Origin of the sequence: Bradyrhizobium septentrionale, assembly GCF_011516645.4 — a bacterium.
GTDB classification, from domain to species: domain Bacteria; phylum Pseudomonadota; class Alphaproteobacteria; order Rhizobiales; family Xanthobacteraceae; genus Bradyrhizobium; species Bradyrhizobium septentrionale.
The window spans coordinates 2,431,489-2,456,238 of the sequence record NZ_CP088285.1 but is presented as its reverse complement, the minus strand read 5'-3'; the positions used below and the strand labels follow the sequence as shown (position 1 = coordinate 2,456,238).

Sequence of the window (24,750 nt, the reverse complement as noted above, 5' to 3'; positions counted from 1 at the left end):
GGGGCACGAGCCTCGTTCAGCTTCTCGATTGGAAACTCCGCACCATGGCGCAGATCAAGATATTCGGCTATGCAGACAAGATCTCGGTGAAGCCCGGCGACACCATACAGTTTCATGTCAGTGCCGACGGCGCGTCCACCGCTGAAGCCCATCTCGTGCGCTTGATCCATGGCGACGAGCATCCGCATGGTCCGGGATTCATCGAGGAGGAAATCGACTGCGTCGCCAACGGCACCTGGCGGGTCGAGAAGCAGTTCACGCAGGTCGGATCCTTCCTTGAGGTCGCCGACCCCGACCGCAAGCTCGCGCTGGATGGCAGCATCACGCTTTGTGCATTCATCTGGCCGACGTGGCCGGATGTCGGGCATCGTCAATGTCTGCTCGGCCGCTGGGACAATGACAAGAATCACGGCTACGGCCTCGGGATCAATCCGAGCGGCAGGCTGGAGTTCTGGGTCGGGAGCGGGAACGAGGTCGACTATCTGCAAGCGGAGCTGCCGTTGCAGAAGCAGGCCTGGTATTTCGTTGCGGCCACCTTCGATGCGCGAAGCGGTCGCGCCACCCTCTACCAGGAAGGAGTCGTGAACCGTTACAACAGCCTGCTCAGCAAGGTCGCGCCGGTCGAATATCGCTCGCATGTGTCGGAGGTGTTTCGATTCAGGCAGAGCAACTTGCCCGAGACGCCGTTCCTCGTGGCCGGCTCGCGCGACTGGCACGCACTCCGCGGCCATTTCGTGTCGCAGCTCTACTGCGGGAAAATCGATCGCTGCGGTGTGTTCGATCGCCTGTTGGGTCGCGAGGAGCTCGACGCGATCCGCTCGGGCGGGCAGCCTCCATCATACGGCATGGTGGCATATTGGGACACCACGAAGGGTTACACCGATCGCGGCATCGGCGATGTCGTGGTCGACATCGGACCACACCGTCTCGATGCGAACGGGTACAACAGGCCGGTGCGCGCACAGACTGGCTACAACTGGAACGGCCGCAACGACTGCTTCCGTCTCGCCCCGCATGAATACGGCGGCATCGAATTCCATGCCGACGCGATGATCGACAGCAACTGGAAAGTCACAAAGACGCTCGAGCTGCCCGAAACGCTGCGCAGCGGCGCGTACGCGATGAGGGTACGCGGCGGCGACGGCAAGGGCCTGGCCGAGGAATACATCGTCTTCTTCGTCCGGCCGCGCGTTCCGAGCGGTCGCATCGCTCTGCTGTTCTCCACGGCAACCTATATCGCCTATGCCAACGAGCGCTTCGCGACCGACGGCCACATCGTGCAGCCGATGGCCGGTCAGCCGCCGACGATCTCCGAGGTCGACATCGAAATCTACGAAAATCCGGAGTTCGGCGGAGGCTGCTACGACTCGCACGCGGATGGCGCCGGCATCTGCTACTCGAGCTATCACCGCCCGATGGTCAACATGCGACCGAAATACCGAATCTCCGCGTTCGACCTGCCCTGGAATTTTCCGGCTGATCTCTCGATCCTGGCGTGGCTCGAGCACAAGGGATACGACTACGACGTTTTGACCGATGAAGATGTTCATCTGGAGGGTGTCGCCGCAATGGCCCCCTATGCATGCATCCTCAATTCGACGCATCCGGAATATCATTCCGAGCGTATGCTCGATGCGCACGAGGACTATATCGCCGGTGGCGGACGATTCATCTGCATGGGCGCGAACAGCTTCTGCTGCAATGTGGCGTTTCGCGACGACGAACCGTGGATCATGGAGTGTCGCAAGACCGGAGGACACTGGATAGCCTGGGCGGCACGGCCGGGCGAATACTACCTCGCCACGACGGGGCAGATGGGCGGGATCTGGACCGGCTTCCAGCGCTGGGGGCAGAAGCTGGTCGGCAACACGTTTGCCGGCGAGGGCTTCGCTCATAGCCAGCCCTACCGGCGGATGCCGGATAGCTATGATCCCGCGCTGGCCTGGATCACCGAGGGGATCGAGGGCGAGATCATCGGCGATTTCGGCCTGGGCAACGGCGGGGCGGCGGGCATCGAGATCGACTGCTACAAACTGGGGTTCGGCACGCCGCCCAACACCAAGATCATCGCATCCTCAGGCGGTCACCCCGACAACTACATCGCCCACGACGAGGAGGGGGCGCACGCGCATCAGGGTTTCAGCGGGACGCACAACTACATCCTGCGGGCCGATATGGTGTACTTCGAGGCGCCGAACCATGGTGCGGTGTTTGCAACCGGATCCATCGCATTCGGGAGTGCCCTGCCCATCGACGGATTCGAGAACAATGTCTCGCAGCTTCTGAGCAACGTTGTGAATGCGTTCGTCAAGCCGGGACCGTTGCCGGGCTCGTCGAACAGACCCATGCAGAATACGGAAAGACTTGAACGAGTTGGCCTCTAGCGTCACCCGGGCCATTCTCACCCCGCCGCGCTACTACAATCTCCGAGGCGTCCGGAAGCTGGTTCGTCGGCGCGACGAGTACGAGCAGATCTTCGCGGGCCTGATCGATGAACTTCCGCTCAATCCCAACTGCGATCGGCATGCCTTCCGCCTGTCGATGCTCGGCGCCATGAACTGGACCGTGTTCTGGTTCAAGGCAGGCGGCCCGCTCAGCGTCGACCAGGTCGGCCGCCAGATCGCCCTCATGGTCCGCGGCGCTGCGATCGATCGCTCCCGCAAGCGATAGCCGGCGCTGCACGCCGCGACCGGGTACCGATTTGTGTCACCCTGCCGAAGCGCTGTCGGTTGGAACCGCAAGCGATGCTTGAAACAGGACAGCGAGCAGCTGTGCGGGCTTCACGTCACGGAAGGCGGGCAGAAGGTTCGAATCCATCGGCAGGATGAAGTCTTTTTGGCTGTCCTGATATCGGATCCACAATCCGGCAAAGTGAATTGCCGGCGCAAGCAGCAGCATCGGTTCGCACGAGTTGCCATCGTCGATGCTGGACGAGATCGCTTCGCGCACCGAGGGCGCTTGAAGCGCATTGAGAGAGCTGGTGACGTATGGCCCCTCGTTCAGTTCGGCCAGGCGGTAATCTCCGTGGTCTGTCAACACAGCATGAGCCGCAGCAATCGGCTCAAGAGCGTCGCTCCTGTCATAGATGAGAAACCGCCAACCGAGGATGGTCACTACGGAATCGAGTGCAGGTAACTCAATTGTCGCGGGAGCCTTGATTGTCGCGGTAGCCTTGGCCCCGGCGTCGTTGGGCCGGATCAGACGACGCAACGTGTTCAATCGCAGCAGTGCAATGCGATGCGGTGCGCAAAGCTGGAGGTCTTCGGGATGGTCGCTGTGCGCGAAGCTTAGCTTGGGCGTCGCAAAGCCCCGCGTGGATGCTCGCTTGATCATGCCGGCAAGGACGGCGTTGCGGGCACCATCTGAAAGATCAGCTGCTGAGATCGGCATGCGCTGCCCCCTTGGTGTAGTATGTGTCCGTCCAGGCGCCGCAGTTGATATAGCCGCGCGGGAATTCCTCGGCGTCGATGTCCGAGAGGCCCCACCAAGGGTCCGCGATCGCCAAGCCGCGGTCATCTTGCTGGTGCGCACCGGGCGCGGGTTCACCGGCGTAACCTTTGATCGTGACAAGGTGGGCCCCGCCGCCATTCCACACGATGCGCATGCATAGCGGGCGTGTGCCGCCGATCTCTTCCTGGGTCTCTTGAAAGGACGCGGGTCGGCGCGCCGTCCATTTGCTGAAATGGCCAACGCGGAACAGCGACGACATCAGGTAGCCGTAGACATTACATGTCTCGTTGCCGCCCACGCAGCAATCATCCTGGCCCAGTTGTCCGTTCGCGATGTCGCATTGGGTTACTGTGCTGGAGGGCCGATAAAAATGGGCGACGCTCGCCGCGACGGCGGCCCAGCACCAGTTTGACTTTTCCTGCTGCTGGTTCTTGAAGTCGAGCAGCCGCCATCTTGATTGCGTGAGCGGAGGCAACTCAATCGGGACGCAGGTTGCGTTCACGAGAGAAGCGGTTTCGTCTGCTGTTGAAGTCACGATCGTTCCTCCGGTTTCGCGGTGGAGGTCGAATATCCGGAAGGCAGGGTTAGTGTCCCGGCCCCGCCAGGCTCACGTTTGGCCTCAATCAATGTCGCCTTGAACGTCGGACAATTTTTGAGGATATCGAACGCCTGGCCGGCAATCTCCCTTCCAGCACGCGTATCGCTCGGGTAATGGACACCCGCCACCTCTCGATTGCGGCCAATGCGATCGGCCAATGCGATGAGCGCCCTTTTTGTATGCTGAGGATCGATCTCCGCAAGCGACAGCGCGATCAGGTGGCTTTCGAGCGAATGCGCGCTTGGAAATGAGGCGTGCCCCGGCGAATTGATCAACGGAACGAGAGCAGGGCAAATCTGCTGCGGCCGAGCCCGATTGAATTTGAGCTTGAAGTGAATCGCGACCATTTGAGCGACCCGGATCGCCATCTCAATGATCTTGAGCGTGTTGGGGTGTGACCACGCTGACATCATCAAGACCTCGGCAAAGTAGCCGCGGAGTCTCGCATTTTGATCGAGAATTTCCCCGATCAGGCGCGGGCGCTCGTCGCGAGCCATGGCGGCCAGCTGATCAATTTCGACAACAATTTTTGCATGATCCGTTGGCGGACCATCGTGCTGAATATAGCGGCGCCAATTGGTCTCGCCGAACTCCGCCAGGGCGATCACGCCAAAGAGGTCGGGTTGCCACCCCGACCAAGGGAAAACCGCATTGAAATTGAAGTCCGACTCACGGATTTCACCGCCCAGCGGATCGAAGATCAGGAAAGGTGCGCCCTGTGGCGGTGGCGAACCAACATAGGCTCCGCCTGCGCCATAGCTCTGACCGCCAGCACCACCGCCACCGCCATCTCCGCCGCCGTCGCCGCCACCGTCCCCGCCGCCATCACGCAAATGAAATTGCATCGCAACCTCCCAGCTCCAATGATCATTTTGTCAAATCGGGTCACTCCAATTCACACAGGAAGTCCTGCGGCTTCCAGTCTTTGCACGTAAAGCGAGGCCTGCTCCGCTTTGAAAGGGCAACGCGGTGCATAGTGAGATACAGTGAACTGCGGCAAAACCAACCGATGGTGCTTCGCCATCAGCGAGGCGTCCTCATGCCGGCCGACGGCCACCAAGCTTGCCGCCGCGATCCTGATCGCGTTTCCATACCGTGGATTGAGGCTGAGTGCCTTTCGCGACCAGCGAATGGCTTCCTCATAGGTGCCGTTCAAATAATGATTTTGGCAGAGCCGTGAATAATTGACAAAGGCTTGTTGATCCAGCGGGGACAGCCGAATGGCCCGTTCGGCGCGCTCAATTCCCGACGCTGCCTGGCCGATGAAGCCGTATGTTGCGCTGCTGAACATCCATGCCCAGGGATTGTTTGGCGACGCCGCAAGCGCACGATCAAAGCAGTCCAAAGCCGTGTCATAGTCAAAATGGAATGCGCTCCGCGCGTGCCCTTGCAGTGAAAGAGCAAGTGCGTCGGATGGATCGCGTTCGATGGCGCAGTTCGAGAGCCGAATGATCTCGGCGACTTCGGCGTCGGGATCGGTCGATCGGCCCTCGGCAATGTTCAGCATATGCCAACGCGCAGAAAATGCATATGGTGCCGCATAGCCGTCGTCCTCCTCGCGCGCCCGTTCCAACAGGGTCCGAGCCCGCGAAAAGCTCGCGAAGTCCAGCTTGTAGAGCAGGTCAAGCGCGCGCAGAAAATAATCGTACGAGTTTAAATTGTGGGGACGCTTCCGCATCGCGCGTTTGACCTCGGCCTGTTGCACATGCGCCGAGATGCGACCCACGATCATGAGGGCGATTTCGTCCTGCAGGCCGAAGATCTGCTCGATATCCGTCTCGTATTTTTCTGCCCATATGACCGATGCCGTCGATAAGTCCCCGAGCTCAACAGAGAGCCGAATTCGACTGCCGGCGCGCCGGATCTTGCCGCTGAGAAAATACCGCACGCCAAGCCGTTCGCCGGCCACCGTTCCGTGATCGACGGCGCGGCGATCGATCATCATGGTCGACCCGCGAGCAACAACCAGAAGATGACGAATATTGCTGAGCGTTGCGATGATATCGTCGACGAATCCCTCAGCGAAATAATTGTCGTCGGCATCGTCTGAAAGACTGACGAATGGCAGGACCGCGATCGAGGGCAGTCTTGCGCGTTTCGCAGGCGAGCCCGCGAACCCGACTGCCGCACCGCGATCCACCCCCGGCAATCGTAACGAGAACGCGGTGACGGCCCGCGTCAAATTCTTCAGCCGAAGGTCACCAAGGCTGTCGAATTTCAGTTCTCCGACGCCATCAAGATTATCGAGCATGGCCGACGACATCACGATCCCGCCCGCCGGCGCAGCCGTCTGAAGGCGCGCGGCGATATTGACGGCGCTTCCGTAGACGTCATCGAGATCGAAGATGACGGGCTCCCAATGGAGACCAATTCGAAATGCGATGCGACGCTCGGGAGAATGCTGGCTTTCCCGAAGCAGGATTTCCTGCTGCAACTCGGTGGCGCATTCCACGGCATCCGACGGGCTCTCGAATACGGCGAGAAACCCGTCGCCGGTATTCTTTACGATCTCACCGCGATGGGAGACGATGGTCGGATCCGTGGTTTCAACACGGAGGGCGCGAAGGCGTTGATGGGTTTCGAACTCGGCCGCTTCCATCAGCCGGGTATAACCAACCACATCAGCCGCTAGCACCGCGCGATGCGCGCGCTCAAAGGGAGGCGCCACTTGAGGAGACAACACAGGGTCAATCTGCACTGCCATGCTCAACACCGGCGCGTTGTGACCTTGTCTGTATTTTAGCATGACGAAACGCCGCTGTCGCCGCCCGGTTGGAAGGCGTCGGTAGGTGAGGACGGCCAGGCCGGTTGTCCGGGAATCAGGTGCAGATGAGGGCCGGCGGTCGGTGCGGACATATCTCCTCCACGGATGAAAGACCAATGGATAGCCCGACAGGGTGGCGGTGAAGCCAGCCCGGTCGCATTTCGATAAGAGATATTACCGGGTTGAGAATCCTGCCCTTCGTTATGCAGATTGAGCCATGCAGCCTCCTTCAGTGGCTTATGGACAATCCGCGCAGCTCAGCATGCAGGTGATCTCGGGGGCCGGATCGGACGCGGACGCGACAACATCCCGGGATTTTGCAGTTTGTGTGAAGCCTCTCATAGGGGCCATGGAGTTTTTCCGGCACAAGCAATTCATTGTGTGTCAAAACCGCTTCAGAGTAATAACTGGGGCCGCGGACTGACTGGCATCCAGCCCGCGAGCGAGGAATAAGGCTGTGCAAGCGGCGGCCGGCCTGCTCTCGGCCGGGTGCCACATCGTTGGTTCTCATCCAACGCTATCGATCGCGATTTGAATGTGAAGCACCTTACAGTGCCGAGAATTATTGAGGCGGCGCGACGAGCGAGCTTCGTAGACATTGAACCAGAACGTCCAACGCCGGCCCGTGGAGATCAGTTGCGACGAGCAGAGCGGGGGGGGGCGCAACAGCACAGGCCGGTTTTATCGTCGGCAGCTCCTCCCCCGCACCCGGCGCAACGAGGGACGCCGCCACCAAGTTGCGCTTGGCGGATGACAAACGTCACGTCGATGGAGCGAACGCACGCAAATGCCGGTCGATCACGGCGTCGACCTCGTCCGGGTGATCCACCTGGGGCAGATGCCCGGCGCCGGAAATGATCGCCAGCCGGCAATTCAGCATCGCCGCGAGGTCCGTCATCGGCTGCACCAGCAGCTGGTCGAGCGCGCCAACGATCATCGTCAGAGGCACCTGCAGCCGTTTCACCCCGTCGAGATAGGCGAGGCCCTGGATCGCGCGGGCACAGCCGACGAAGCCCTCGGGATCAGTCTCGTTGATACAGTCGCGCAGTGCGCCGGCAGTCGCCGGATGCGCCGCGAGAAAGGCGGAGCCGAACCAGCGCTCGGCGGTCGGCGCGGCCAGCGGCGCTATGCCGCGCTCGCGCACCAGCGCGATCCGGTCGTCCCATGCCGCGGCGAACGGTGGCGGCGCATCGGCGCGTGTGCAACAACTTTCGCATTCAGCGGCGCGTTGACCCGCTTCGTCCCATCTCCTACAGGTTGCAAAAGTGTTGCGGCTGAACAGACAGGCCCAACATTTTGGGGGCGGGCGATGAAATTACCCGAGCGAACCGACCAGCCGACCTTCTGGTTGTATGCCGTCCCATTGGTGCTCGCGCATCTCGCGTTGGGCTTCATCCTCACCAAGGGCAGCAATGGTGGGTTGGGCGGGATCGATACGGTCGTGATCATCGCGCTGGCGGCAGTGGTTGGGGGCCGGTTCAAGGATATCGGATGGCCCGGCTGGATCGGTCCAACATTCATGCTCGGCACGATGCTGGTGATCCCGATCCTGGTCGCGGCCTACGCGATCACGAACAAGCTTCCGCCGGATCAGTTCATGGCGTTGATGAATCCGGTCGGACTGGTGGTGGGGGTTGCAAATTTTGTGTTGCTGGTCGTTGCCGGCACGATGCCGGGCAAGGAGGCCGCTGCGGCGGATGTCGCTCGGGCTGTCGAATCGGTGCAAGCCGCGGTCGAGCCTGATCCGTCGCTAACGGCCCCCGTCGTTGCCACCGAACCGCGCAAGGCGGATCCGCTGGTGATCGGGGCCATCGCCGTATTCGCCCTCGCGGTGATCGGGCTGGTCGTCGTCTTGGTGCTGTTTCCGCAGCAGCACGCGAGCCAGGCCCTTTCATCCCCGCCGGCCCCACCGGCTTCAGTGTCCGCGCCATCAACTGCCGTCAGGCCGAATCAGGTGCAAGGCTATGGCCTGACCAAGGACACCGCCGACTTCCTGCGGCAAATGTCGCAGCAGCCGCGCGCGGCGAACCGATAGCGCCACGCAACTGAGCTGCCGCCTCCGTCGGCTGTTGCGAGGAGCGTGGCTAGAGCTGGCCGTTCGCGGCGTTGCCGGTCATGGTCCGTTCGCGGGGGTTCCTCCCGTCAGCCCCTCCCAACCAAATCCGTGAAAACACCCAGCTTCGTTAACCATTGATTAACCATGCGGGCCGATTGTTAACCATTCGAAAAGACAGCCGAGTCAGGGGCGATGGACGCAACTCAACAGGTCGTACGTCAGCAGGTCCGCATGCGCGGCCGTTCCTATGTTGCGTTCGTTTTCTCGCCCGTCGTGCCGGTCGTGTCCTGGCTTGCCGAAATTGACGCGACACTGGCGAAGTCGCCGGGCTTCTTCACCGGCAAGCCCATCGTGCTCGATTTGTCGGCCGTCGATCTCAGCCAGGCCGCAATCGCGCATCTGGTCGGCAATCTGGGGGAACGCAACATCCGTATCCTCGGCATCGAGGGTGTCGACGAATCGAAACTCGGCACCAACATGCCGCCGCTTCTGACCGGCGGCCGGGCCTGCGCGATCACCCATGTCGAGCCGAAGACGCCGCAGGTGCAGGAAAAAAGCAAGGACAAGGACAAGAGCAAATTGCCGTCGCTGCTGCTGGAGAACCCGGTCCGCTCCGGTCAGTCGATCGTGTTTGCCGAGGGCGACGTCACCGTGCTCGGCTCGGTCGGCTCCGGCGCCGAGGTCGTCGCCGGCGGCTCGATCCATGTCTACGGCACGCTGCGCGGCCGCGCGATGGCCGGAATCAACGGCAATTCGGCGGCTCGCATCTTCTGCCAGAGGATCGAGGCCGAGCTGCTTGCCATCGACGGCTATTACCAGACCGCGGAACAAATCTCTGACAGCTTGCGCAACCGGCCCGCCCAGGCGTGGCTCGAGGGCGAAATGCTGCGCATCACAGCTTTGAACTGACCGACCACAAGGAGAGAGAGAAATGGCCAAGGTTTTGGTCGTGACGTCTGGGAAGGGAGGAGTCGGCAAGACGACCTCCACCGCCGCGCTTGGCGCGGCGCTCGCGCAAATGGGCCAGAACGTCGTCGTCATCGACTTCGACGTTGGCCTGCGTAACCTCGATTTGGTGATGGGCGCGGAGCGCCGGGTCGTATTCGACCTCATCAACGTGGTGCAAGGGGTTGCGAAACTGCCGCAGGCCCTGATCCGCGACAAGCGGCTGGAGAACCTCTGGCTGCTGCCGGCGTCGCAGACCCGCGACAAGGACGCGCTGACCGAAGAGGGCGTCAAGCGTGTCATCGCGGATCTCAAGACCAAGTTCGACTGGATCCTGTGCGACAGCCCGGCCGGTATCGAACGTGGCGCGACGCTCGCGATGCGCTACGCCGACGAGGCCATCATCGTCACCAATCCCGAAGTGTCGTCGGTGCGCGACTCCGACCGCATCATCGGCATGCTGGACTCCAAAACGGCCCGCGCCGAACGCGGCGAGCGGGTCGAGAAGCATCTGCTGGTCACCCGCTACGATGCCGGCCGCGCCGCGCGCGGCGAGATGCTGTCGATCGACGATATCCTGGAAATCCTTGCGACCCCCTTGCTCGGCATTGTCCCGGAAAGCCAGGACGTGCTGCGCGCCTCCAATGTCGGCTGTCCGGTGACGCTGAACAATGCCGGCAGCGCGCCGGCGCGCGCATATAGCGACGCGGTGCGGCGCCTGATGGGCGAGCAGATCGAAATGAAGGTGCCGGTCGAGCGAAAGGGGCTCATGGACCGGCTGCTGCGACGGAGGGCTGCGTGATGAACCTGATGCGGCTCTTTGGCGGCCGTGCAGGGTCCGCCCCCGTGGCACGGGAGCGGCTGCAAATCCTGCTCGCGCATGAGCGTGGCCGGAGCGGTGCGCCCGATCTTCTGGAGACCCTCCGCTCGGAAATCCTGAGCGTGGTGTCCAAACATGTCGATCTTGATCCCGACAAGATCGTGATCCGGATGGATCGCGGCAAGTTCGTCTCGATGCTCGAGGTCGACATCGAGGTTCCCAACGGCGTGCAACGATCAAAGATGGTGGCAGCCTCATGACGGCAGACAGCGACAGCCATATTGCCTGGCAGCGCGCGCAGCTCAAAAAGCTCCGCGCGGCGTTGAAGGCGATCGAGGCCGATCAGCTCGGCAAGGCCAATTGCGGCCGCGCGACGCAGATGACGATCGACGAATTGCAGCGCAAGATCGGCGAGTCAGGCCGCTGCATCGCCGAGTATGAGCGCCGCACCCGTCGCCCGCTGGCGACGGACCAGCGCAGCCTCGCCAGCGTGAGCTGGACGCACTGGAACGCCAACATGCCGATGGCCAAATCGCAGCGCCATCGGGCGTGAGAGCAGACGCGAGCGAGCGCTGATCTACAGCAGAAACGACAGCGCGGTCTCGCACTGGTCCTCGACCTTGAGCGTGAGCAGGTCGTCGGCTCGGGTGCGGCCGAGATTGACGGCGGCAATTGGCAACCCGCGTTGCTCGGCCATCCGCACGAAGCGGAAGCCGGAATAGACCATCAGCGAGGAGCCGACGATCAGCAGCGCGTCGGCCTGTTCGAGATGCGTCTGCGCCGAAGCGACCGTGTCGCGCGGCACGTTCTCGCCGAAGAACACCACATCGGGCTTCAGCACGCCGCCGCAGGCTTCGCAGGCCGGCACCACGAACGATGAAAAATCCTGCTCGAGGTCGGCGTCGCCATCAGGCGCATCAGCGGCATCAAGTGCGAGCCAGGCCGGATTCAGCCGCGCCAGTTCACCCTGAAATTGTTCGCGCGGCATCGTCGCAGAGCAGCCGAGGCAGCGGACCACGTCGAGGCGGCCGTGCAGGTCGATCACGCGCTGGCTGCCCGCGGCCTGGTGCAAACGATCGACGTTCTGGGTCAACAGTAGCTCGCAGCGGCCCTGTTGTTCGAGCTTGGCCAGCGCACGATGCGCGCCGTTCGGCATGGCGCGGCCGAATCGCCGCCAGCCGACCATGCTGCGCGCCCAATAGCGCTGCCGCGTTGCGGCCTCACCTAGGAATGCCTGGATGGTGACCGGCCGAGTTCGCTTCCAGTTGCCGTCGCTGTCGCGATAGTCGGGAATGCCGGAATTGGTGCTGCAGCCGGCACCGGTCAGGACAAACAGGCGCTGGTGGCCGGCGACGAAATCCTCGAGGGCGGGGTGTTGCATGGCAGCACATCTAGTGTGACGCGCGCATGTGCGCCAGATGGAGAGCCTGCCGCAGAGGACCTTTCCCGTGGCCTCTGCGTTGACGGCATGGCACCCGAGACGGTTTTACGCGCGCTGCCTTGCCCGGCGCGATTGCCAACGGAGTGATCCATGCGGCCAAGTTTCATGATCCTGCTTTGCGGGCTGACCGTCCTGCCGTTGTCGGCATCCCGTGGCCAGGATGCCGGCGCGTCCGGCGAGCAGGCGTTCAACAATTCCTGCCGCACCTGCCACACGGTCAAGGACGGCGACAACCGCGCCGGCCCGAACCTGCACAACATCATCGGCCGCAAGGCCGGATCGGTGGCAAACTATCGCTATTCGGAGGCGATGAAATCATCCGACATCGTCTGGGACGAGGACAGGTTGCTGCGCTTCATCGAGGATCCGGACGCGCTGGTGTCGGGCAACGGCATGAAGCCATACACCGGGGTGCGCTCGGCGGAGGATCGCGCTGGGATCGTGGCCTTCCTGAAATCACCCGGCAAGTGACCGGAGAGTGCCGGACTCACCGTGTCGGCAGGACGAAGACCTGGCCTGGATAGATCAAGTTCGGATTGCGGATCTGCTGCTGGTTGGCCCGATAGATCACCGCGTAGCGCTGCCCGGCGCCGAGTGCGCGCTGGCTGATCCGCCACAGACTGTCGCCGCGGACCACGGTGGTCGTCGTGATCTTCGGCACGATCACGGCGGAGGGTGAACTCACTGTCGCGGTGGTTGTCGCCGCCGCCAGCTGCGTTGCGGATACATCCGCACGGCTGGAAGACGTTCCGGGGACCGGGATCGATGCGGTCGCCGTCGTCTCCGGAACGTTGAACGGCACCTCGGCACGCGCACGGACCTTGCCGGAGCCGGGGTCGACGTCGTCAAGCCGGATCCGATAATCGCCAGCCGTGACGCCCTTGTTGATCGTGACCGAGAGGTGCCCCGCCTCGTCGGCCGTGGCGGATGTGATCAAGCTGTCGTTGAGGTAGAGCCTGACGGTCGCGCCGGGAGCTGCCTGACCGCTCACACGGAGCTTGCCGCCCGGTTCGGTCTCGACGGCCTCGACCGCCACCTTCCCGGCCCCCGGGGCCGCGGCTGCGGGTTGCGACAGCACCCGGATCGGTTTGTCCGGCGCCATCAGCGCCACCATCGGCCGCTCCCTTGCCGCAGCCTCGAGCGCCACGGCCACGCTCTGCTTGGAGGTCACCTGCTTGCCGTCGCGCGTGATGCGCAGGGTCAGGTCATAGTTTCCCGGCGGAAGCGGGCGCGGAACCATGACGAACTGGCCGGATGCATCAGCCACGATGCGATCGTGCACCTCGCCATTGCGCAGCAATTCTACCGTTGCGCCCGGCGCTGCCCTGCCGGCGACGACGGTCTCGCCGGTCGGCTCGATGCTGACGACGTCGAACTCCGGCACCGCACCGCTGCCCGGTGCTGGCGGTGGTCCTGCCAGCGCGTTGGCCAGCGCCGCGGTCTCGGTTTGCGCCTTTGCCAGCGGCGTCTTGTCCTGGTCTTGCGCGGGAACCGCCGGCGCGGATGGCGCTGTCGCCATCAAAGGCGTGCTCACGCCGAGGATTTGCTGGGTTTGGTGGATGCCGTAGACGAGCGCCGCCGTGCCGCCGGCGGCAAGTGCCAGCAACGGTATGACCAGTCTCATCGTCGTGACGTTCATGATCGTCATCCGCGGATGTCCCCGCGCGTCCGCGCTCGCATCCCCGCACCCTGAGGGGATTCCGGGTGAGATTGCGCCGATTTGCGCGGCCCATCAAGTCGAATGAGAGGATTACTCCTCCCGGGTCGCCCGGCCGAGCCAACTCACCGCCACTCCGCGGCACTGATCATGTCAGGCTCAAAACTCCGGTGCCGCATTGTCCACCACCTGCTTCATGACGAAGGATGTGCGGGTCTGCCGCACGCCGCGTGGCGCGCTCACCCGGTCGACATGGACGCGCTCGAAGCCATCGACCTGCGCCGATTTCGACGGCCGCGCATTGCCTATTGAGAGTACGACAGCTGCTCTTCCGTCACCACGCGCTCGATGTTGCCGGCTTTGCTCCTGATGCGGTATCGAAGCCGTCCGTCTGCTTCAATCGGCATGCGTTGAACGATGGTGTAGACCGCCGGCTGATCGGCCTCGGCACGCCCCTGCGGCCCCTGGGCCCGGTGGTGAACGTCTTCATTCAGCTTGTAGGCATATGACATCTGTCCACCTCTGCAGTGTAGGGGGTGCTCTAGAGCATTTTCGGCTCTGATTAAATCAGAACCGAAGCTCTAGCTTTTTGTTTTGACGCGTTTTCTTCACGCGAACCGGGGTCCACTTCGCTCGAGAACGCTCTAACGCAGGACTGTGCTGTGACGCAATGGAGCTGTGGCTTCCCGTATCGACGCAACTTGCTGCTACGATTGCCGCGTCCGGCCTCTCTGGAGTCCGCAGGAGCACGTAAGTCACATTGACCGAATACGCCGCAAATAGCCACCCAATACTCGCCTTCGACGAAGGCTGTATGAGGGCGTTGGAAGGGGTTCCCCAGCCCATTTATGCGGCCTCAATTGCCATTTGGTCTCCGCAGGCAGATGCTGCCAGCAAAAAGCGCAAGGGAGAGCAGCATGAGCAAGCCAGGTCTCGACAATCGGCATCCCAACAAGGACGGCGAAATCAGCGGCAAGCACGGCGACACGCTGCTGCGCACCCTGCGCAAGGTTTACGGGCCGGGTTTCGCGGCGGGTTATCCCGAAACCGAGAAGTTGAGCGATGTCCTGGCCGCACTGAATGAGACGTCGCTGAGCCAACTCCGCAGAGATCATCAGACCGGCCATCTCGGGCACAAGATCGCCAAAGCTTCGAAGTAGGTTGCCGAGCGGAGCTAAAGCATGATCCGGAAAAGTGCGAAGCGGTTTTCCTTCGCGACAAACGCGGAACGCGTTTGCGCGGAGATCATGCTCAAACAACGAGCTAAAGCGCGATGACGATTCAACCCAATCTCATCGCGCTTTAGCGGCTCAAAACTCCAGCGCCGCATTGTCCACCACCTCCTTCATCACGAAGAAGGTGCGGGTCTGGCGCACGCCGGGCAGTGCGATCAGCTGGTCGCCATGGATGCGCTTGAAGTCGTCGACGTCGCCGGCGCGGATCTTGAGGAAGTAGTCGAAATCGCCGGCGACGAGGTGGCAGTCGAGCACGCATTTGAGCTTCGCCACGGCCTGCTCGAAGCTCGCAAAGCTCTCCGGCGTCGAGCGGTCGAGCACGACGCCGACCATCACCAGCGTGCCCTTGCCGAGCTTGCGCGGCGCCACCATGGCGCGGACGCCGCTGACATAGCCCTCGTCGAACAGCGCTTGCGTCCGGCGATGACAGGTGGCGGGGCTGACGCCGACCTGATCGGCCAGCTCGGCATTGCTGAGCCGGCCGTTCTTCTGCAGCAATCTCAACATCTTGAGGTCGATGCGATCGAGCCGGGCGGACATGGAAGAATCTCTCACTGTTGGACTGGTTTATGAAAGAAAACATAGCATCTGCGCCAGAACCAGCAATCATCGGTAGCTGCGAGGGCTGAGTTAGAGAACACCTTTCGCGCCTGGGGTGATAGGTGTGGCCGCCGTTCCAGACCACCAAAGAGGATGCCAGTATGCTGGAGAAGTTCGCGCGCTATCCGCTCACCTTCGGACCGACCGCCATCGAGAAGCTCGATCGGCTGTCAAAGCATCTCGGCGGCAAGGTCGAGCTCTACGCCAAGCGCGAGGATTGCAATTCGGGCTTAGCCTTCGGCGGCAACAAGCTGCGCAAGCTCGAATACATCATTCCTGATGCGATCGCCTCCAACGCCGACACGCTGGTCTCGATCGGCGGCGTGCAGTCGAACCATACGCGCATGGTGGCGGCCGTCGCGGCCAAGATCGGCATGAAGTGCCGGCTGGTGCAGGAAAGCTGGGTGCCGCATGAGGACGCGGTCTACGACCGTGTCGGCAACATCCTGCTCTCGCGCGTGATGGGCGCCGATGTGCGCCTGGTCGACGAAGGTTTCGACATCGGCATCCGCAAGAGCTGGGAGCAGGCGATCGAGGAGGTGAAGGCGGCGGGCGGCAAGCCCTACGCCATTCCGGCCGGCGCCTCCGTGCACAAATATGGCGGGCTCGGTTATGTCGGCTTCGCCGAAGAGGTGCGCGCGCAGGAGCGCCAGCTCGGCGTCAAGTTCGACTACATCGTCGTCTGCACGGTGACCGGCTCGACCCACGCCGGCATGCTGGTCGGCTTCGCCGCCGACGGGCGCGCGCGCAACGTGATCGGCATTGACGGTTCGTTCACGCCCGCCCAGACCAAGGCGCAGGTGCTGTCGATCGCGCAGAACACCGCGAAACTTGTCGAGCTCGGCCGCGACATCGTCGAGGACGATGTCGTGCTGATCGAGGATTACGCCTATCCCGCCTATGGCGTGCCCTCGGAAGAGACGAAGGCGGCGATCCGCCTCAGCGCGCGGCTCGAAGGCATGATCACCGACCCCGTCTATGAGGGGAAATCGATGCAGGGCATGATCGATCTGGTGCAGAAGGGCTTCTTCCCGGCCGGATCGAAGGTGCTCTACGCCCATCTCGGCGGCGCACCGGCGCTCAACGGCTACGCCTACGCGTTCAGGAACGGGTGAGGCGGTGAACCTCCTCCGAATGAGTGGACACCTGTAGTAGGCTCAGAGAGCCCGGAGGTGTCGGATGCAAGAGCGTCAACGTCGGTCGTTTACCGAGGAGTACAAGCGGCAGGCCGCTGAACTCGTGGTATCGAGTGGCCGGTCGATCACGTCGGTCGGCAAGGAACTCGGTCTGCGTGATTCGGTGCTGCGGCGCTGGGTGGAGAAGCTCCGGCAGGAGCCGGCAGCGGCGGCGCGGCGCCCCACGACGCAAGCGACGCCGATGCCGGCGGACCAGGCTGCCGAGATCGCCCGGCTGCGCGAGGAGAATGAGCGGCTGCGCATGGAGCGGGACATTTTAAAAAACTGTCCAGCGCCGTGGCGTGCCTGCGCGGGGTAGAAACAGCCTTGTGCTATCGTCTGAGGCCGGGAGGGTAGCGGCCGTCAGCTTATTGGAGGCACTGTCCCCGTTAAAAAACGTGGTCCATGGGTGCATGCGGACTTGAGAGTGGTGACGGCGCTCCGGCGGCGATCCCGATTAGGAAGATGACAAATTGGCATAACCCAGACCCTCCTGCCCATGATTGGACGGAGGACCCGCAATGCTCAAGACGACAACTGCAGATCGCCCGGAATTGAAGCCAGTCAACGTCGGGGCGGCTGCCATCGACATCGGATCAAAGATGCACATGGCCGCCGTGAACCCGGCCTGCACCGATGTCCCAGTGCGCACGTTCAGCACGTTCACACAGGACCTGCATAGTCTGGCGGACTGGTTCAAGACATGCGGTGTGACCAGCGTCGCGATGGAATCCACTGGCGTCTATTGGATCCCGGTCTACGAGATTCTGGAGCAGCGCGGGTTCGAGGTCATTCTGGTCAACGCGCGGTATGCCAAGAATGTGCCCGGGCGCAAGACCGATGTCAGCGATGCTGCGTGGTTACGCCAGCTTCATTCCTATGGGCTGTTACGCGGCAGCTTCCGTCCCGATGCCGAGATTGCGACCCTGCGCGCTTATCTGCGCCAGCGGGAGCGGCTGGTTGAATATGCTGCCGCCCATATCCAGCACATGCAGAAGGCTCTGATGGAGATGAACCTGCAGCTCCATCATGTCGTCTCGGATATCACCGGAGCGACTGGTATGCGGATTATCCGAGCCATTGTTGCAGGCGAGCGCAATCCCGACGTTCTGGCAACCTATCGAGACGTGCGCTGCCATTCTTCAACGGAGACGATCCGCGCGGCGCTGATCGGCAACGACCGGGAGGAACATGTCTTCGCTCTGACCCAATCGCTGGAACTCTACGACATCTACCAGGCGAAGATGCTGGACTGCGACCGCAAGCTCGAAGTCTTGATCGCCGCGCTTAGCAACAGAGAAGCAAAGCCGGTCGGAAAGCTATCCCAGCCACGCGTAAAGACCAAGCAGGTCAACACACCCACCTTCGATGTCAGGACCGCGCTGTACGGTGTGCTCGGCGTTGATCTGACTGAGATCCATGGGCTGGGTCCGTCACTCGCATTGAAGCTCGTCGGCGAGTGCGGCAAGGATCTGAGGGCGTGGCCAACCGCCAAGCACTTCACCTCTTGGCTCTGCCTCGCACCCGGCAACAAAATCTCCGGTGGCAAGGTACTATCTTCACGCACGCGGAGATCCTCCAGCCGGGCAGCCGCACTACTGCGATTGGCAGCCACAACCGTGGGGCGGAGCGATACGGCGCTCGGAGCATTCTATCGCCGGCTGTCCTCACGCGCGGGCAAGTCGAAGGCGGTGACGGCGACCGCCCGCAAGATTGCAGTTTTATTCTACAACACACTCCGGCATGGCATGAGCTACAGGGATCCAGGTGCCGACCAATATGAGCGACAATATCGCAGCCGCGTCCTCGCTAACCTTCAGCGCCGGGCCAAATCGCTCGGCTTTGTCTTGCAGGCCATTCCGTGCAACGCCAATCAGGCTGTTTCTTAGGAAGTCGATCGCGATCTTTGCCGGAACCCGGACATGAGCTTCCGCTTCATTGAGGACCATCGCGACGCCTATCCGGTGCGGCTGATGTGCGCCGTGCTCGGGGTCTCGGCGGCCGGCTATTACGCTTGGCGTGAGCGCCCGGTAAACGCACGCGCAACCACCAATGCCGCGCTGCTGGCTGCGATCCGACAGGTCCATCAAGACAGTGGCGGACGCTATGGCAGTCCGCGGGTCCATGCCGCTCTGCGGGTACAGGGACGTGGCGCCAGCCGTGGCCGGATCGAACGCTTGATGCATCGGCACGGCATCCGCGCCATCATGGCATCACCGCGTCGCGTTCGGACCACCGACAGCCGCCACGGCCTGCCGATCGCGCCGAACCTCATCGAACGTCATTTTGCAGCCGCGGCCCCAAACCGGATCTGGCTCGCCGATATTACCTACATTCCGACTGCAGAGGGCTGGCTCTACCTGGCGGCCATCATGGACCTCTTCAGCCGCAAGATCGTCGGTTGGGCGATGCGGGATCACATGCAGGTCGAACTCGCCTCGTCCGCCTTGAAGATGGCAATCCAGCAGCAGCATCCGGAAGGCGGATTGATCCATCACTCCGATCGCGGCGTGCAGTACGCCTCACAGGACTATCGCGCGATCCTGTCGGCCGCCGGCATCACGGCATCAATGAGCCGCAAAGCCGACTGCTACGACAATGCCCCGATGGAGAGCTTCTTCCATACCCTGAAGACCGAGCTCGTTCATCATCGCCAATATGAGACCCGGGCCGAGGCCCAGCGCGATATCTTCGCCTTCATTGAGGGCTTCTACAATCGAACTCGACTCCATTCCGCCATCGGGTACCTCGCCCCGATCGAGATGGAGCTAAAACCAGCTTAACCCTGTCCACTTTTTCGGGGGAAGATCAGCGGCTACGCTGCTCCAAACCTCCCCTTGAAAAGGGGAGGTCGCTTTGCGCGCCAGAGCAAAGCGGGTGGGGATCTGCTTTCTCCGCTTGCAGCGTCGCCTGCGGCTGACCCCCATCCCGACCTTCCCCCTTTCAGGGGGAAGGGGAAGACAGCACCCTCTGCGGAAATACCGTCCCGGACTTCGTGGAGCCTGTCATCGGGCGCGCGTTCGCGCGACCCGTTGGCTCCACCCGGGTTACAAGCCCCCTCCGTTGCCGCGTCAGGTCCGCGTCAGCTTCGCCCGGTATCTTCATCGTGCCGGGCGAGTTGGGAGACCGTCGCGTGAGGATGATGAATGCGGCCGGCCGGGCCATCGCCGCGCTCGGCATTGGCATCGTCGCCGTGGGACATTGGTTCTGGGTCTACCAGAACCATGGCTATATGCCGCGCACCCGCCTGCTGGCGCTGAACAGCGAGGTCGAGCTCTATGCCGGCATCTTCCTGATCGGCGTCAGCGTGCATGCCCTCGCATCCTGGTACTGGTTCAACGATCCGGATCCGCCGGCGCAGTCCTCGGTTCGGGAGCCGCAGTAGCATCCCGCTTTCGCGGCGCTTGGATTATGTCCGGGTTGACATCAAAGGAACAAAATAGGAACATGTCGCCATGTAACCTGAGGGTGTGGCGAATGCCTCATCCGCGGCGGTATTGCGTGGCCGCAGGACCAAAGACCAAGCCGCGCACCACTTGCGGATGAATTTCTCCGCCTCCTATGATGGGGTTGTGGCTGGGGAGTGCGTGTCATGAGAGTTGTGATCTGGGCGGTCGTTGCGGCCGTTTGCCTGCTTGTGTCTGCAACTCCGTCGAGCGCCCGCGGCCCCTATGGCTCGATCACGGTCGGCAACTGGAAAGGCGGCGCCTTCACCGACGACAAGAGCGGCGCGTTCACGCATTGCTCGGCGGGGTCGACCTACCAGAGCGGCATCTTCTTCATGGTGGCGATCGCCGAAAACGGCAGCTGGCGGCTGGGCTTTGCCCATGAGAGCTGGCGTCTGACGCCGGGCGAGGCCTTTCCGCTTGCGCTGACCTTTGACGGCCAGCCGGCGTTCAATGTCTACGGCATGCCGCTTGGCACCACGCTCGTGAATGTCGAGATGCCCGTGAACTCCAATTTGATCAATCAGTTCCGCAAGGCGCGCCAGATGACGGCATTCGCGCAGGGACAATTGTTTCAGTTCAACCTGAATCAGACCGGACAATTGCTGCCGGCGCTGCTCAACTGCGTCATGTCGGTGAAGAAGAACGGCGTCGCCAGTGCCGGGGAATTCGCGGTCGCGGCGAAGCCCGTGGCGGCCCCGCAGGCTGCACCGGCGCAGTCTGCACCGAACCCGCCACAGAAGCAGGCCAGGGGCGGGACCGGCACCGGTTTTGTGGTCAGCAGCACCGGCCATGTCGTCACCAACCATCATGTCATCGATGGCTGCAGCGAGATTACGGGTAATCTGAGCGGCGAGGCGCCAGTCAAGCTGCGGCTGGTGTCGAGCGATGAAACCAACGATCTCGCACTGCTGCAGGCGCCGTCCCCGTTCAAGGACGTCGCCAAGATCAGGCAGAATGCCATTCCGGTCGGCAACGGAGTGGTGGCGATCGGTTACCCCTATCACGGGCTGCTGACATCAGATTTCACCGTGACCACGGGCATCGTCTCTTCGCTGAGCGGCATCCTCAACGACACCCGCTTCCTGCAGATCAGCGCCGCGGTGCAGCCCGGCAACAGCGGCGGCCCGCTGTTCGATCTTGGCGGCGGTGTGGTCGGCGTCGTGGCCGCGAAGCTCGACGCCGTCAGGGTCGCGCGGGCCACGGGAAGCATCCCGGAGAACATCAATTTCGCGATCAAGACCGGCGCGTTGCGCGACTTCCTCGACAACAGCGCCGTGCAGTACCAGACAGCCGAGTGGCGTGATGCGTCAAAGCGGGAGACGTCCGAGATCGCAAAGGACGCGCGCGGCTATACGCTCCTGATCGTATGCAAGGTGAACGAACAAAGCGCGGGTGCGAAACGGGGAAATTGAGACCTCCGCTACTCCCTCTCCCCGTCCTTACGGCAGGGCGATCGCATATGGCTAGAGCATGATCCGGAAAAGTGTGTAGCGGTTTTCCGCAAAGATCATGCTCAAAACAAAGAGATAGGGCGGGATGACGATTCGAAGAAGAGTCATCCCGCTCTATCGGCCACATGTCTTTCCCTGCGAAGTCCGGGCAGCCGCCGGCTACTTTGCATGGGGTTGTTTTCGATATTTTGGCAATTCGCGCCTGCGACTGCCACGTGCAGGCGGGGTATCAGAGCTCAGCGGCCGAGCCGCCGCAGCGTGTGCACCGTGATCTCGGCCGGGCAATTCAGCCGCACCGGCGCCAGGCTGGTGCCGGCACCGGCCGATGTATATCCGGCAAGCTGATGGAAGCGCCAGGGGCCTCTGCCCATGCGGCGCGGCAGCCGCGCCTCCAGCTTGATCGCGATGCCGCCGGGCAGGCAGAGCTGGCCGCCATGGGTATGGCCGCTCAGCATCAGGTCGAAGCCGGCTGCCGCTGCTTCGCGATAGGATTCCGGCGTGTGCGCCAAGAGGATCGAGAACGCATCGCGCGGGATCGCAGCGGCAGCCTTCGCAATGTCGTCGATGCGATAGAAATGCGCGTCATCGATCCCGGCGAGATGGATCGTTGCGCCGTCGCGCGTGATCGGCTCCTGCTCGTTGAACAACATCCTGATGCCCATCGCCTCCAGCGCCGGCGTCATGCGGATGCTGTCATGATTGCCGAGGATGCCATAGAGCGGCAGCTTGATCCGCGCGCAGAGATCCCTCATCAGCGCGAGGCTTTTCTCGAACGGGCCAAACGTCTTGCCGCGATAGTCGCCGGTCAGGACGCAGATGTCGCAGGCGATGGTGTGCGCGATGTCCGTGAGATGCTGCATCGCGCCGGCGCTGATGTCGGCGTGGAGATCGCTGAGCTGAAGGATGGTGAAGCCGTCAAAGGCTGCAGGCAGGCGTGCCGACGTCACCGGATTGCGTCGTACCTCGACCCGGTCGGCGTTGCGCCGCGCGCGGCCGTAGAGGCCGGCCGCCTTAAGCGCGGTCGTGACGATCCGCGGCGCCAGATTCCAGTTCTCGACGTTGAACACCAGCGTGCCCTGGCCGAACAGCTGCTTCTCGTGCGCGGCCTCGATCGAAAGCCGGCGCACGACGTGATGTGAGCCGATCCGCTCGACCAATCCCTGCAGTGCCGTGTCGGCCATCGTCCCCCGTGCGGCCCGCGAAGCGCGGGCCGGGACGACACTATCATGCGCGATCCCGGTGGGGATACCGCCGCTGCTCAGACCATGGGAACGCGCCTGGCGGCGACCGCGGCCGGCGAGATCACCTCGATGTCGAGCGGCACCTGCCAGCGCTCGGTGAAGCGCACCTGCGGCGGCGCGTTGCCGTTGCGCCCGCCCTGCAGCACGAAGCCGTCATAACCCGAATTCATCACCTCATTGCATTTCTGCACATAGATCGGGAAGCCGCCGATATAGGGCATGAACACGCGGGGACGGCCCGGGATGTTGGCGCCGACATACCAGGAGCTGCAGGTCGAGCGCAGCGAAACGGTGGAGACGTCGTTGACATGGGCGACCCAGGCGTCCTCGTCGTCGCGCACCGCCTCGATCGTGCCGGCGCCGATGTCGCGCATATGACTGATGCAATCCGCCAGCCAGTCGACATGCTGCTCGATCGCCTGGATCATGCTCGCGAGCACCGACGGGCTGCCGGGCCCGGTGATCATGAACAGGTTCGGGAAGCCCTCCGAGGCGAGGCCGAGATAGGCGCGCGGGCCGGCGCGCCATTTCTCGGCCAGCGTCTGCCTGCCGCGGCCGGTGATCGCGATCTTGTCGAACGAGCCGGTCATCGCGGCAAAGCCGGTCGCGGAGACGATCGCATCGCACCTGTATTCGGTGCCGTCAACCACGATCGCATCACCCGTGATGCGTTGGATCGGCGTCTTCGACACGTCGACCAGCTTCACATGCGGCAGATTGTAGGTCTCGAAATAGTTGGTATCGACGCAGAGCCGCTTGCAGCCGAACACGTTTTGCGGGCACAGCAGCTCGGCGGTTGCGGGATCCTTGACGATGCCGCGGATCTTCTCCCGTGTGAAATCGGCGATGGTGTCGTTGGCGGCCTGCTCGAACAAGAGGTCGCCGAAAGCGCCGAGGAAGGGCAGGCCGCCGCGCTGCCAGGCTTCCTCATAGAGCCGCTCGCGTTCCTGCTCGCTCGCCTCCAAGGCCGGCTGGGCGTTGAACTGGAAGTAGAAGCCGGTCGGGCGCGCGCGGGCCTTGGCACGTAGCTCCGGATAATGCGCCTTGGCTTCCTTCAGATACTCCGCCGACAGCCGCTCGTTCCACGCCGGCACCGACCAGGTCGCGGTGCGCTGGAACACCGTGAGCTCGGATGCCTGCTGCGCGATGATCGGGATCGACTGGATCGCGGACGAGCCGGTGCCGATGACGCCGACGCGCAGGCCGGTGAAGTCGACGCCCTCATGCGGCCATTCGCCGGTGTGATAGATCGGCCCGCGGAAATCCTCCATGCCGGTGAAGGCCGGACGGTTCGGCGCCGACAGGCAGCCCACCGCCATGATGCAGAATTTCGCGGTGACCCTGTCGCCGCGGTCGGTCTCGATCAGCCAGTGGCCTGCCTTCTCGTCGAAGGTCGCCGCGGTGACGCGGGTGTCGAATACGATCTGGCTGCGCAGGTCGAAGCGGTCGGCGACGTGGTTGGCGTAGGCGAGAATTTCGGGCTGCGGAGAATACTTCTCCGACCAGCTCCAGTCCTGGTCGAGCTCCTCGGAGAATGAGAAGGAGTATTGCAGGCTCTCGACGTCGCAGCGTGCGCCGGGATAGCGATTCCAGTACCAGGTGCCGCCGACGCCGCCGCCGGCCTCGAACACTCGCGCTGTGAAGCCGAGCCCGCGCAGCCGATGCAACATGTACATGCCGGCGAATCCCGCGCCGATCACGACCGCATCGAACGTTCCGGTTTCGGCAGGGCGCGCAGCTTTGCGCGCGGTGCTCTCCTGAGCCATGGCCCGTCTCTTCCCTATCTTTAGCTTTGGCCGTGCCTCGTTGGACGCGACAGGGCAAAGATTAGGGCGAGGGCGGCGCGGCCCGCAAGCGCATGCGTTGCC

General features: G+C 62.8%; 25 protein-coding genes and 1 pseudogene. 15 read left to right on the top strand and 11 right to left on the bottom strand.

Annotated features, from left to right (window positions below):
* The first annotated feature begins 44 nt into the window (after nt 1-44).
* Both HAP48_RS13450 and HAP48_RS13445 read left to right on the top strand, forming a co-directional pair.
* Complete coding sequence (locus HAP48_RS13450; RefSeq protein WP_166213397.1) at nt 45-2,384, top strand: LamG domain-containing protein; 2,340 nt, start codon at nt 45-47, stop codon at nt 2,382-2,384.
* Nucleotides 2,365-2,670, top strand: coding sequence for a TetR-type transcription factor C-terminal domain-containing protein (locus HAP48_RS13445; protein ID WP_166213398.1), 306 nt, complete (start codon nt 2,365-2,367; stop codon nt 2,668-2,670). Before HAP48_RS13450 ends, HAP48_RS13445 begins: the two co-directional genes overlap by 20 nt.
* A gap of 36 nt (nt 2,671-2,706) precedes the next feature.
* Here the strand turns inward: HAP48_RS13445 and HAP48_RS13440 are convergent, their stop codons facing one another.
* The 5 genes from HAP48_RS13440 to HAP48_RS13420 form a co-directional block, all read right to left on the bottom strand.
* Entirely contained in the window at nt 2,707-3,390 is a 684-nt protein-coding gene (locus HAP48_RS13440; protein WP_166213399.1) for a hypothetical protein, read from the bottom strand.
* On the bottom strand, nt 3,371-3,985 hold the full coding sequence (locus HAP48_RS13435) for a papain-like cysteine protease family protein (RefSeq protein ID WP_166213400.1): 615 nt from the start codon (nt 3,983-3,985) through the stop codon (nt 3,371-3,373). The genes HAP48_RS13440 and HAP48_RS13435 overlap by 20 nt, the downstream gene beginning before the upstream one ends.
* On the bottom strand, nt 3,982-4,893 hold the full coding sequence (locus HAP48_RS50010) for a phosphatase PAP2 family protein (protein ID WP_175612329.1): 912 nt from the start codon (nt 4,891-4,893) through the stop codon (nt 3,982-3,984). The genes HAP48_RS13435 and HAP48_RS50010 overlap by 4 nt, the downstream gene beginning before the upstream one ends.
* 50 nt (nt 4,894-4,943) lie before the next feature.
* Entirely contained in the window at nt 4,944-6,752 is a 1,809-nt protein-coding gene (locus HAP48_RS13425) for an adenylate/guanylate cyclase domain-containing protein (protein ID WP_166213401.1), read from the bottom strand.
* 820 nt (nt 6,753-7,572) lie between these two features.
* The gene (locus tag HAP48_RS13420; protein WP_338029001.1) at nt 7,573-8,094 is read right to left on the bottom strand and encodes an alpha/beta fold hydrolase; all 522 of its coding nucleotides are present in this window, start codon (nt 8,092-8,094) and stop codon (nt 7,573-7,575) included.
* A 27-nt stretch (nt 8,095-8,121) separates the two neighbouring features.
* Here HAP48_RS13420 and HAP48_RS13415 point away from each other — a divergent pair, with 27 nt between their 5' ends.
* From HAP48_RS13415 to HAP48_RS13395, 5 genes are all read left to right on the top strand, one after another.
* Complete coding sequence (locus tag HAP48_RS13415; protein WP_166213403.1) at nt 8,122-8,847, top strand: DUF805 domain-containing protein; 726 nt, start codon at nt 8,122-8,124, stop codon at nt 8,845-8,847.
* 213 nt (nt 8,848-9,060) lie between these two features.
* Complete coding sequence (minC, locus tag HAP48_RS13410; RefSeq protein ID WP_166213404.1) at nt 9,061-9,777, top strand: septum site-determining protein MinC; 717 nt, start codon at nt 9,061-9,063, stop codon at nt 9,775-9,777.
* 22 nt (nt 9,778-9,799) lie between these two features.
* Nucleotides 9,800-10,615, top strand: a complete 816-nt coding sequence (gene minD, locus HAP48_RS13405) for a septum site-determining protein MinD (protein ID WP_029080500.1) — start codon at nt 9,800-9,802, stop codon at nt 10,613-10,615.
* The gene (gene minE, locus HAP48_RS13400; protein ID WP_029080499.1) at nt 10,615-10,893 is read left to right on the top strand and encodes a cell division topological specificity factor MinE; all 279 of its coding nucleotides are present in this window, start codon (nt 10,615-10,617) and stop codon (nt 10,891-10,893) included. The genes minD and minE overlap by 1 nt, the downstream gene beginning before the upstream one ends.
* On the top strand, nt 10,890-11,186 hold the full coding sequence (locus tag HAP48_RS13395; protein ID WP_166213405.1) for a hypothetical protein: 297 nt from the start codon (nt 10,890-10,892) through the stop codon (nt 11,184-11,186). The genes minE and HAP48_RS13395 overlap by 4 nt, the downstream gene beginning before the upstream one ends.
* Nucleotides 11,187-11,210: 24 nt before the next feature.
* Here HAP48_RS13395 and HAP48_RS13390 read toward each other — a convergent pair whose 3' ends face one another.
* The gene (locus tag HAP48_RS13390; protein ID WP_275949062.1) at nt 11,211-12,053 is read right to left on the bottom strand and encodes an NAD-dependent protein deacetylase; all 843 of its coding nucleotides are present in this window, start codon (nt 12,051-12,053) and stop codon (nt 11,211-11,213) included.
* A 111-nt stretch (nt 12,054-12,164) separates the two neighbouring features.
* Between HAP48_RS13390 and HAP48_RS13385 the strand changes: the two genes are divergently transcribed.
* On the top strand, nt 12,165-12,545 hold the full coding sequence (locus HAP48_RS13385; protein ID WP_224497041.1) for a c-type cytochrome: 381 nt from the start codon (nt 12,165-12,167) through the stop codon (nt 12,543-12,545).
* Between the two features lie 16 nt (nt 12,546-12,561).
* Here HAP48_RS13385 and HAP48_RS13380 read toward each other — a convergent pair whose 3' ends face one another.
* A complete protein-coding gene (locus HAP48_RS13380; RefSeq protein WP_166213407.1) occupies nt 12,562-13,722 on the bottom strand; it encodes a LysM peptidoglycan-binding domain-containing protein in 1,161 nt (386 codons plus the stop codon).
* Nucleotides 13,723-14,036: 314 nt separating this feature from the next.
* Nucleotides 14,037-14,243, bottom strand: coding sequence for a hypothetical protein (locus HAP48_RS13375; protein WP_029080494.1), 207 nt, complete (start codon nt 14,241-14,243; stop codon nt 14,037-14,039).
* Nucleotides 14,244-14,648: 405 nt separating this feature from the next.
* Here HAP48_RS13375 and HAP48_RS13370 point away from each other — a divergent pair, with 405 nt between their 5' ends.
* Nucleotides 14,649-14,891: a hypothetical protein gene (locus HAP48_RS13370; protein WP_166213408.1), complete on the top strand. Its 243-nt coding sequence runs from the start codon at nt 14,649-14,651 to the stop codon at nt 14,889-14,891.
* Nucleotides 14,892-15,041: 150 nt separating this feature from the next.
* Here the strand turns inward: HAP48_RS13370 and HAP48_RS13365 are convergent, their stop codons facing one another.
* Nucleotides 15,042-15,506 carry an Lrp/AsnC family transcriptional regulator gene (locus tag HAP48_RS13365; protein ID WP_166213409.1) on the bottom strand — a complete coding sequence of 155 codons (465 nt, stop codon included), beginning with the start codon at nt 15,504-15,506 and terminating at the stop codon, nt 15,042-15,044.
* 161 nt (nt 15,507-15,667) lie between these two features.
* Here HAP48_RS13365 and HAP48_RS13360 point away from each other — a divergent pair, with 161 nt between their 5' ends.
* The 6 genes and pseudogenes from HAP48_RS13360 (at nt 15,668) to HAP48_RS13335 (ending at nt 21,602) form a co-directional block, all read left to right on the top strand.
* Nucleotides 15,668-16,681, top strand: a complete 1,014-nt coding sequence (locus HAP48_RS13360) for a 1-aminocyclopropane-1-carboxylate deaminase (RefSeq protein ID WP_166213410.1) — start codon at nt 15,668-15,670, stop codon at nt 16,679-16,681.
* Between the two features lie 64 nt (nt 16,682-16,745).
* Nucleotides 16,746-17,060 carry a transposase gene (locus HAP48_RS13355; protein WP_166204213.1) on the top strand — a complete coding sequence of 105 codons (315 nt, stop codon included), beginning with the start codon at nt 16,746-16,748 and terminating at the stop codon, nt 17,058-17,060.
* A gap of 202 nt (nt 17,061-17,262) precedes the next feature.
* Entirely contained in the window at nt 17,263-18,630 is a 1,368-nt protein-coding gene (locus HAP48_RS13350; protein WP_166204212.1) for an IS110 family RNA-guided transposase, read from the top strand.
* Nucleotides 18,631-18,639: 9 nt separating this feature from the next.
* Nucleotides 18,640-19,524: pseudogene (locus HAP48_RS13345) on the top strand (IS3 family transposase); the annotation flags it as partial.
* A 356-nt stretch (nt 19,525-19,880) separates the two neighbouring features.
* Complete coding sequence (locus HAP48_RS13340) at nt 19,881-20,126, top strand: hypothetical protein (protein ID WP_224497152.1); 246 nt, start codon at nt 19,881-19,883, stop codon at nt 20,124-20,126.
* Between the two features lie 207 nt (nt 20,127-20,333).
* Nucleotides 20,334-21,602, top strand: a complete 1,269-nt coding sequence (locus tag HAP48_RS13335) for a S1C family serine protease (protein WP_166213411.1) — start codon at nt 20,334-20,336, stop codon at nt 21,600-21,602.
* A 275-nt stretch (nt 21,603-21,877) separates the two neighbouring features.
* Here HAP48_RS13335 and HAP48_RS13330 read toward each other — a convergent pair whose 3' ends face one another.
* Nucleotides 21,878-22,822, bottom strand: coding sequence for a metallophosphoesterase (locus HAP48_RS13330; RefSeq protein WP_166213412.1), 945 nt, complete (start codon nt 22,820-22,822; stop codon nt 21,878-21,880).
* Nucleotides 22,823-22,899: 77 nt separating this feature from the next.
* Nucleotides 22,900-24,648, bottom strand: coding sequence for a flavin-containing monooxygenase (locus tag HAP48_RS13325; protein ID WP_166213413.1), 1,749 nt, complete (start codon nt 24,646-24,648; stop codon nt 22,900-22,902).
* Nucleotides 24,649-24,750 lie beyond the last annotated feature (102 nt).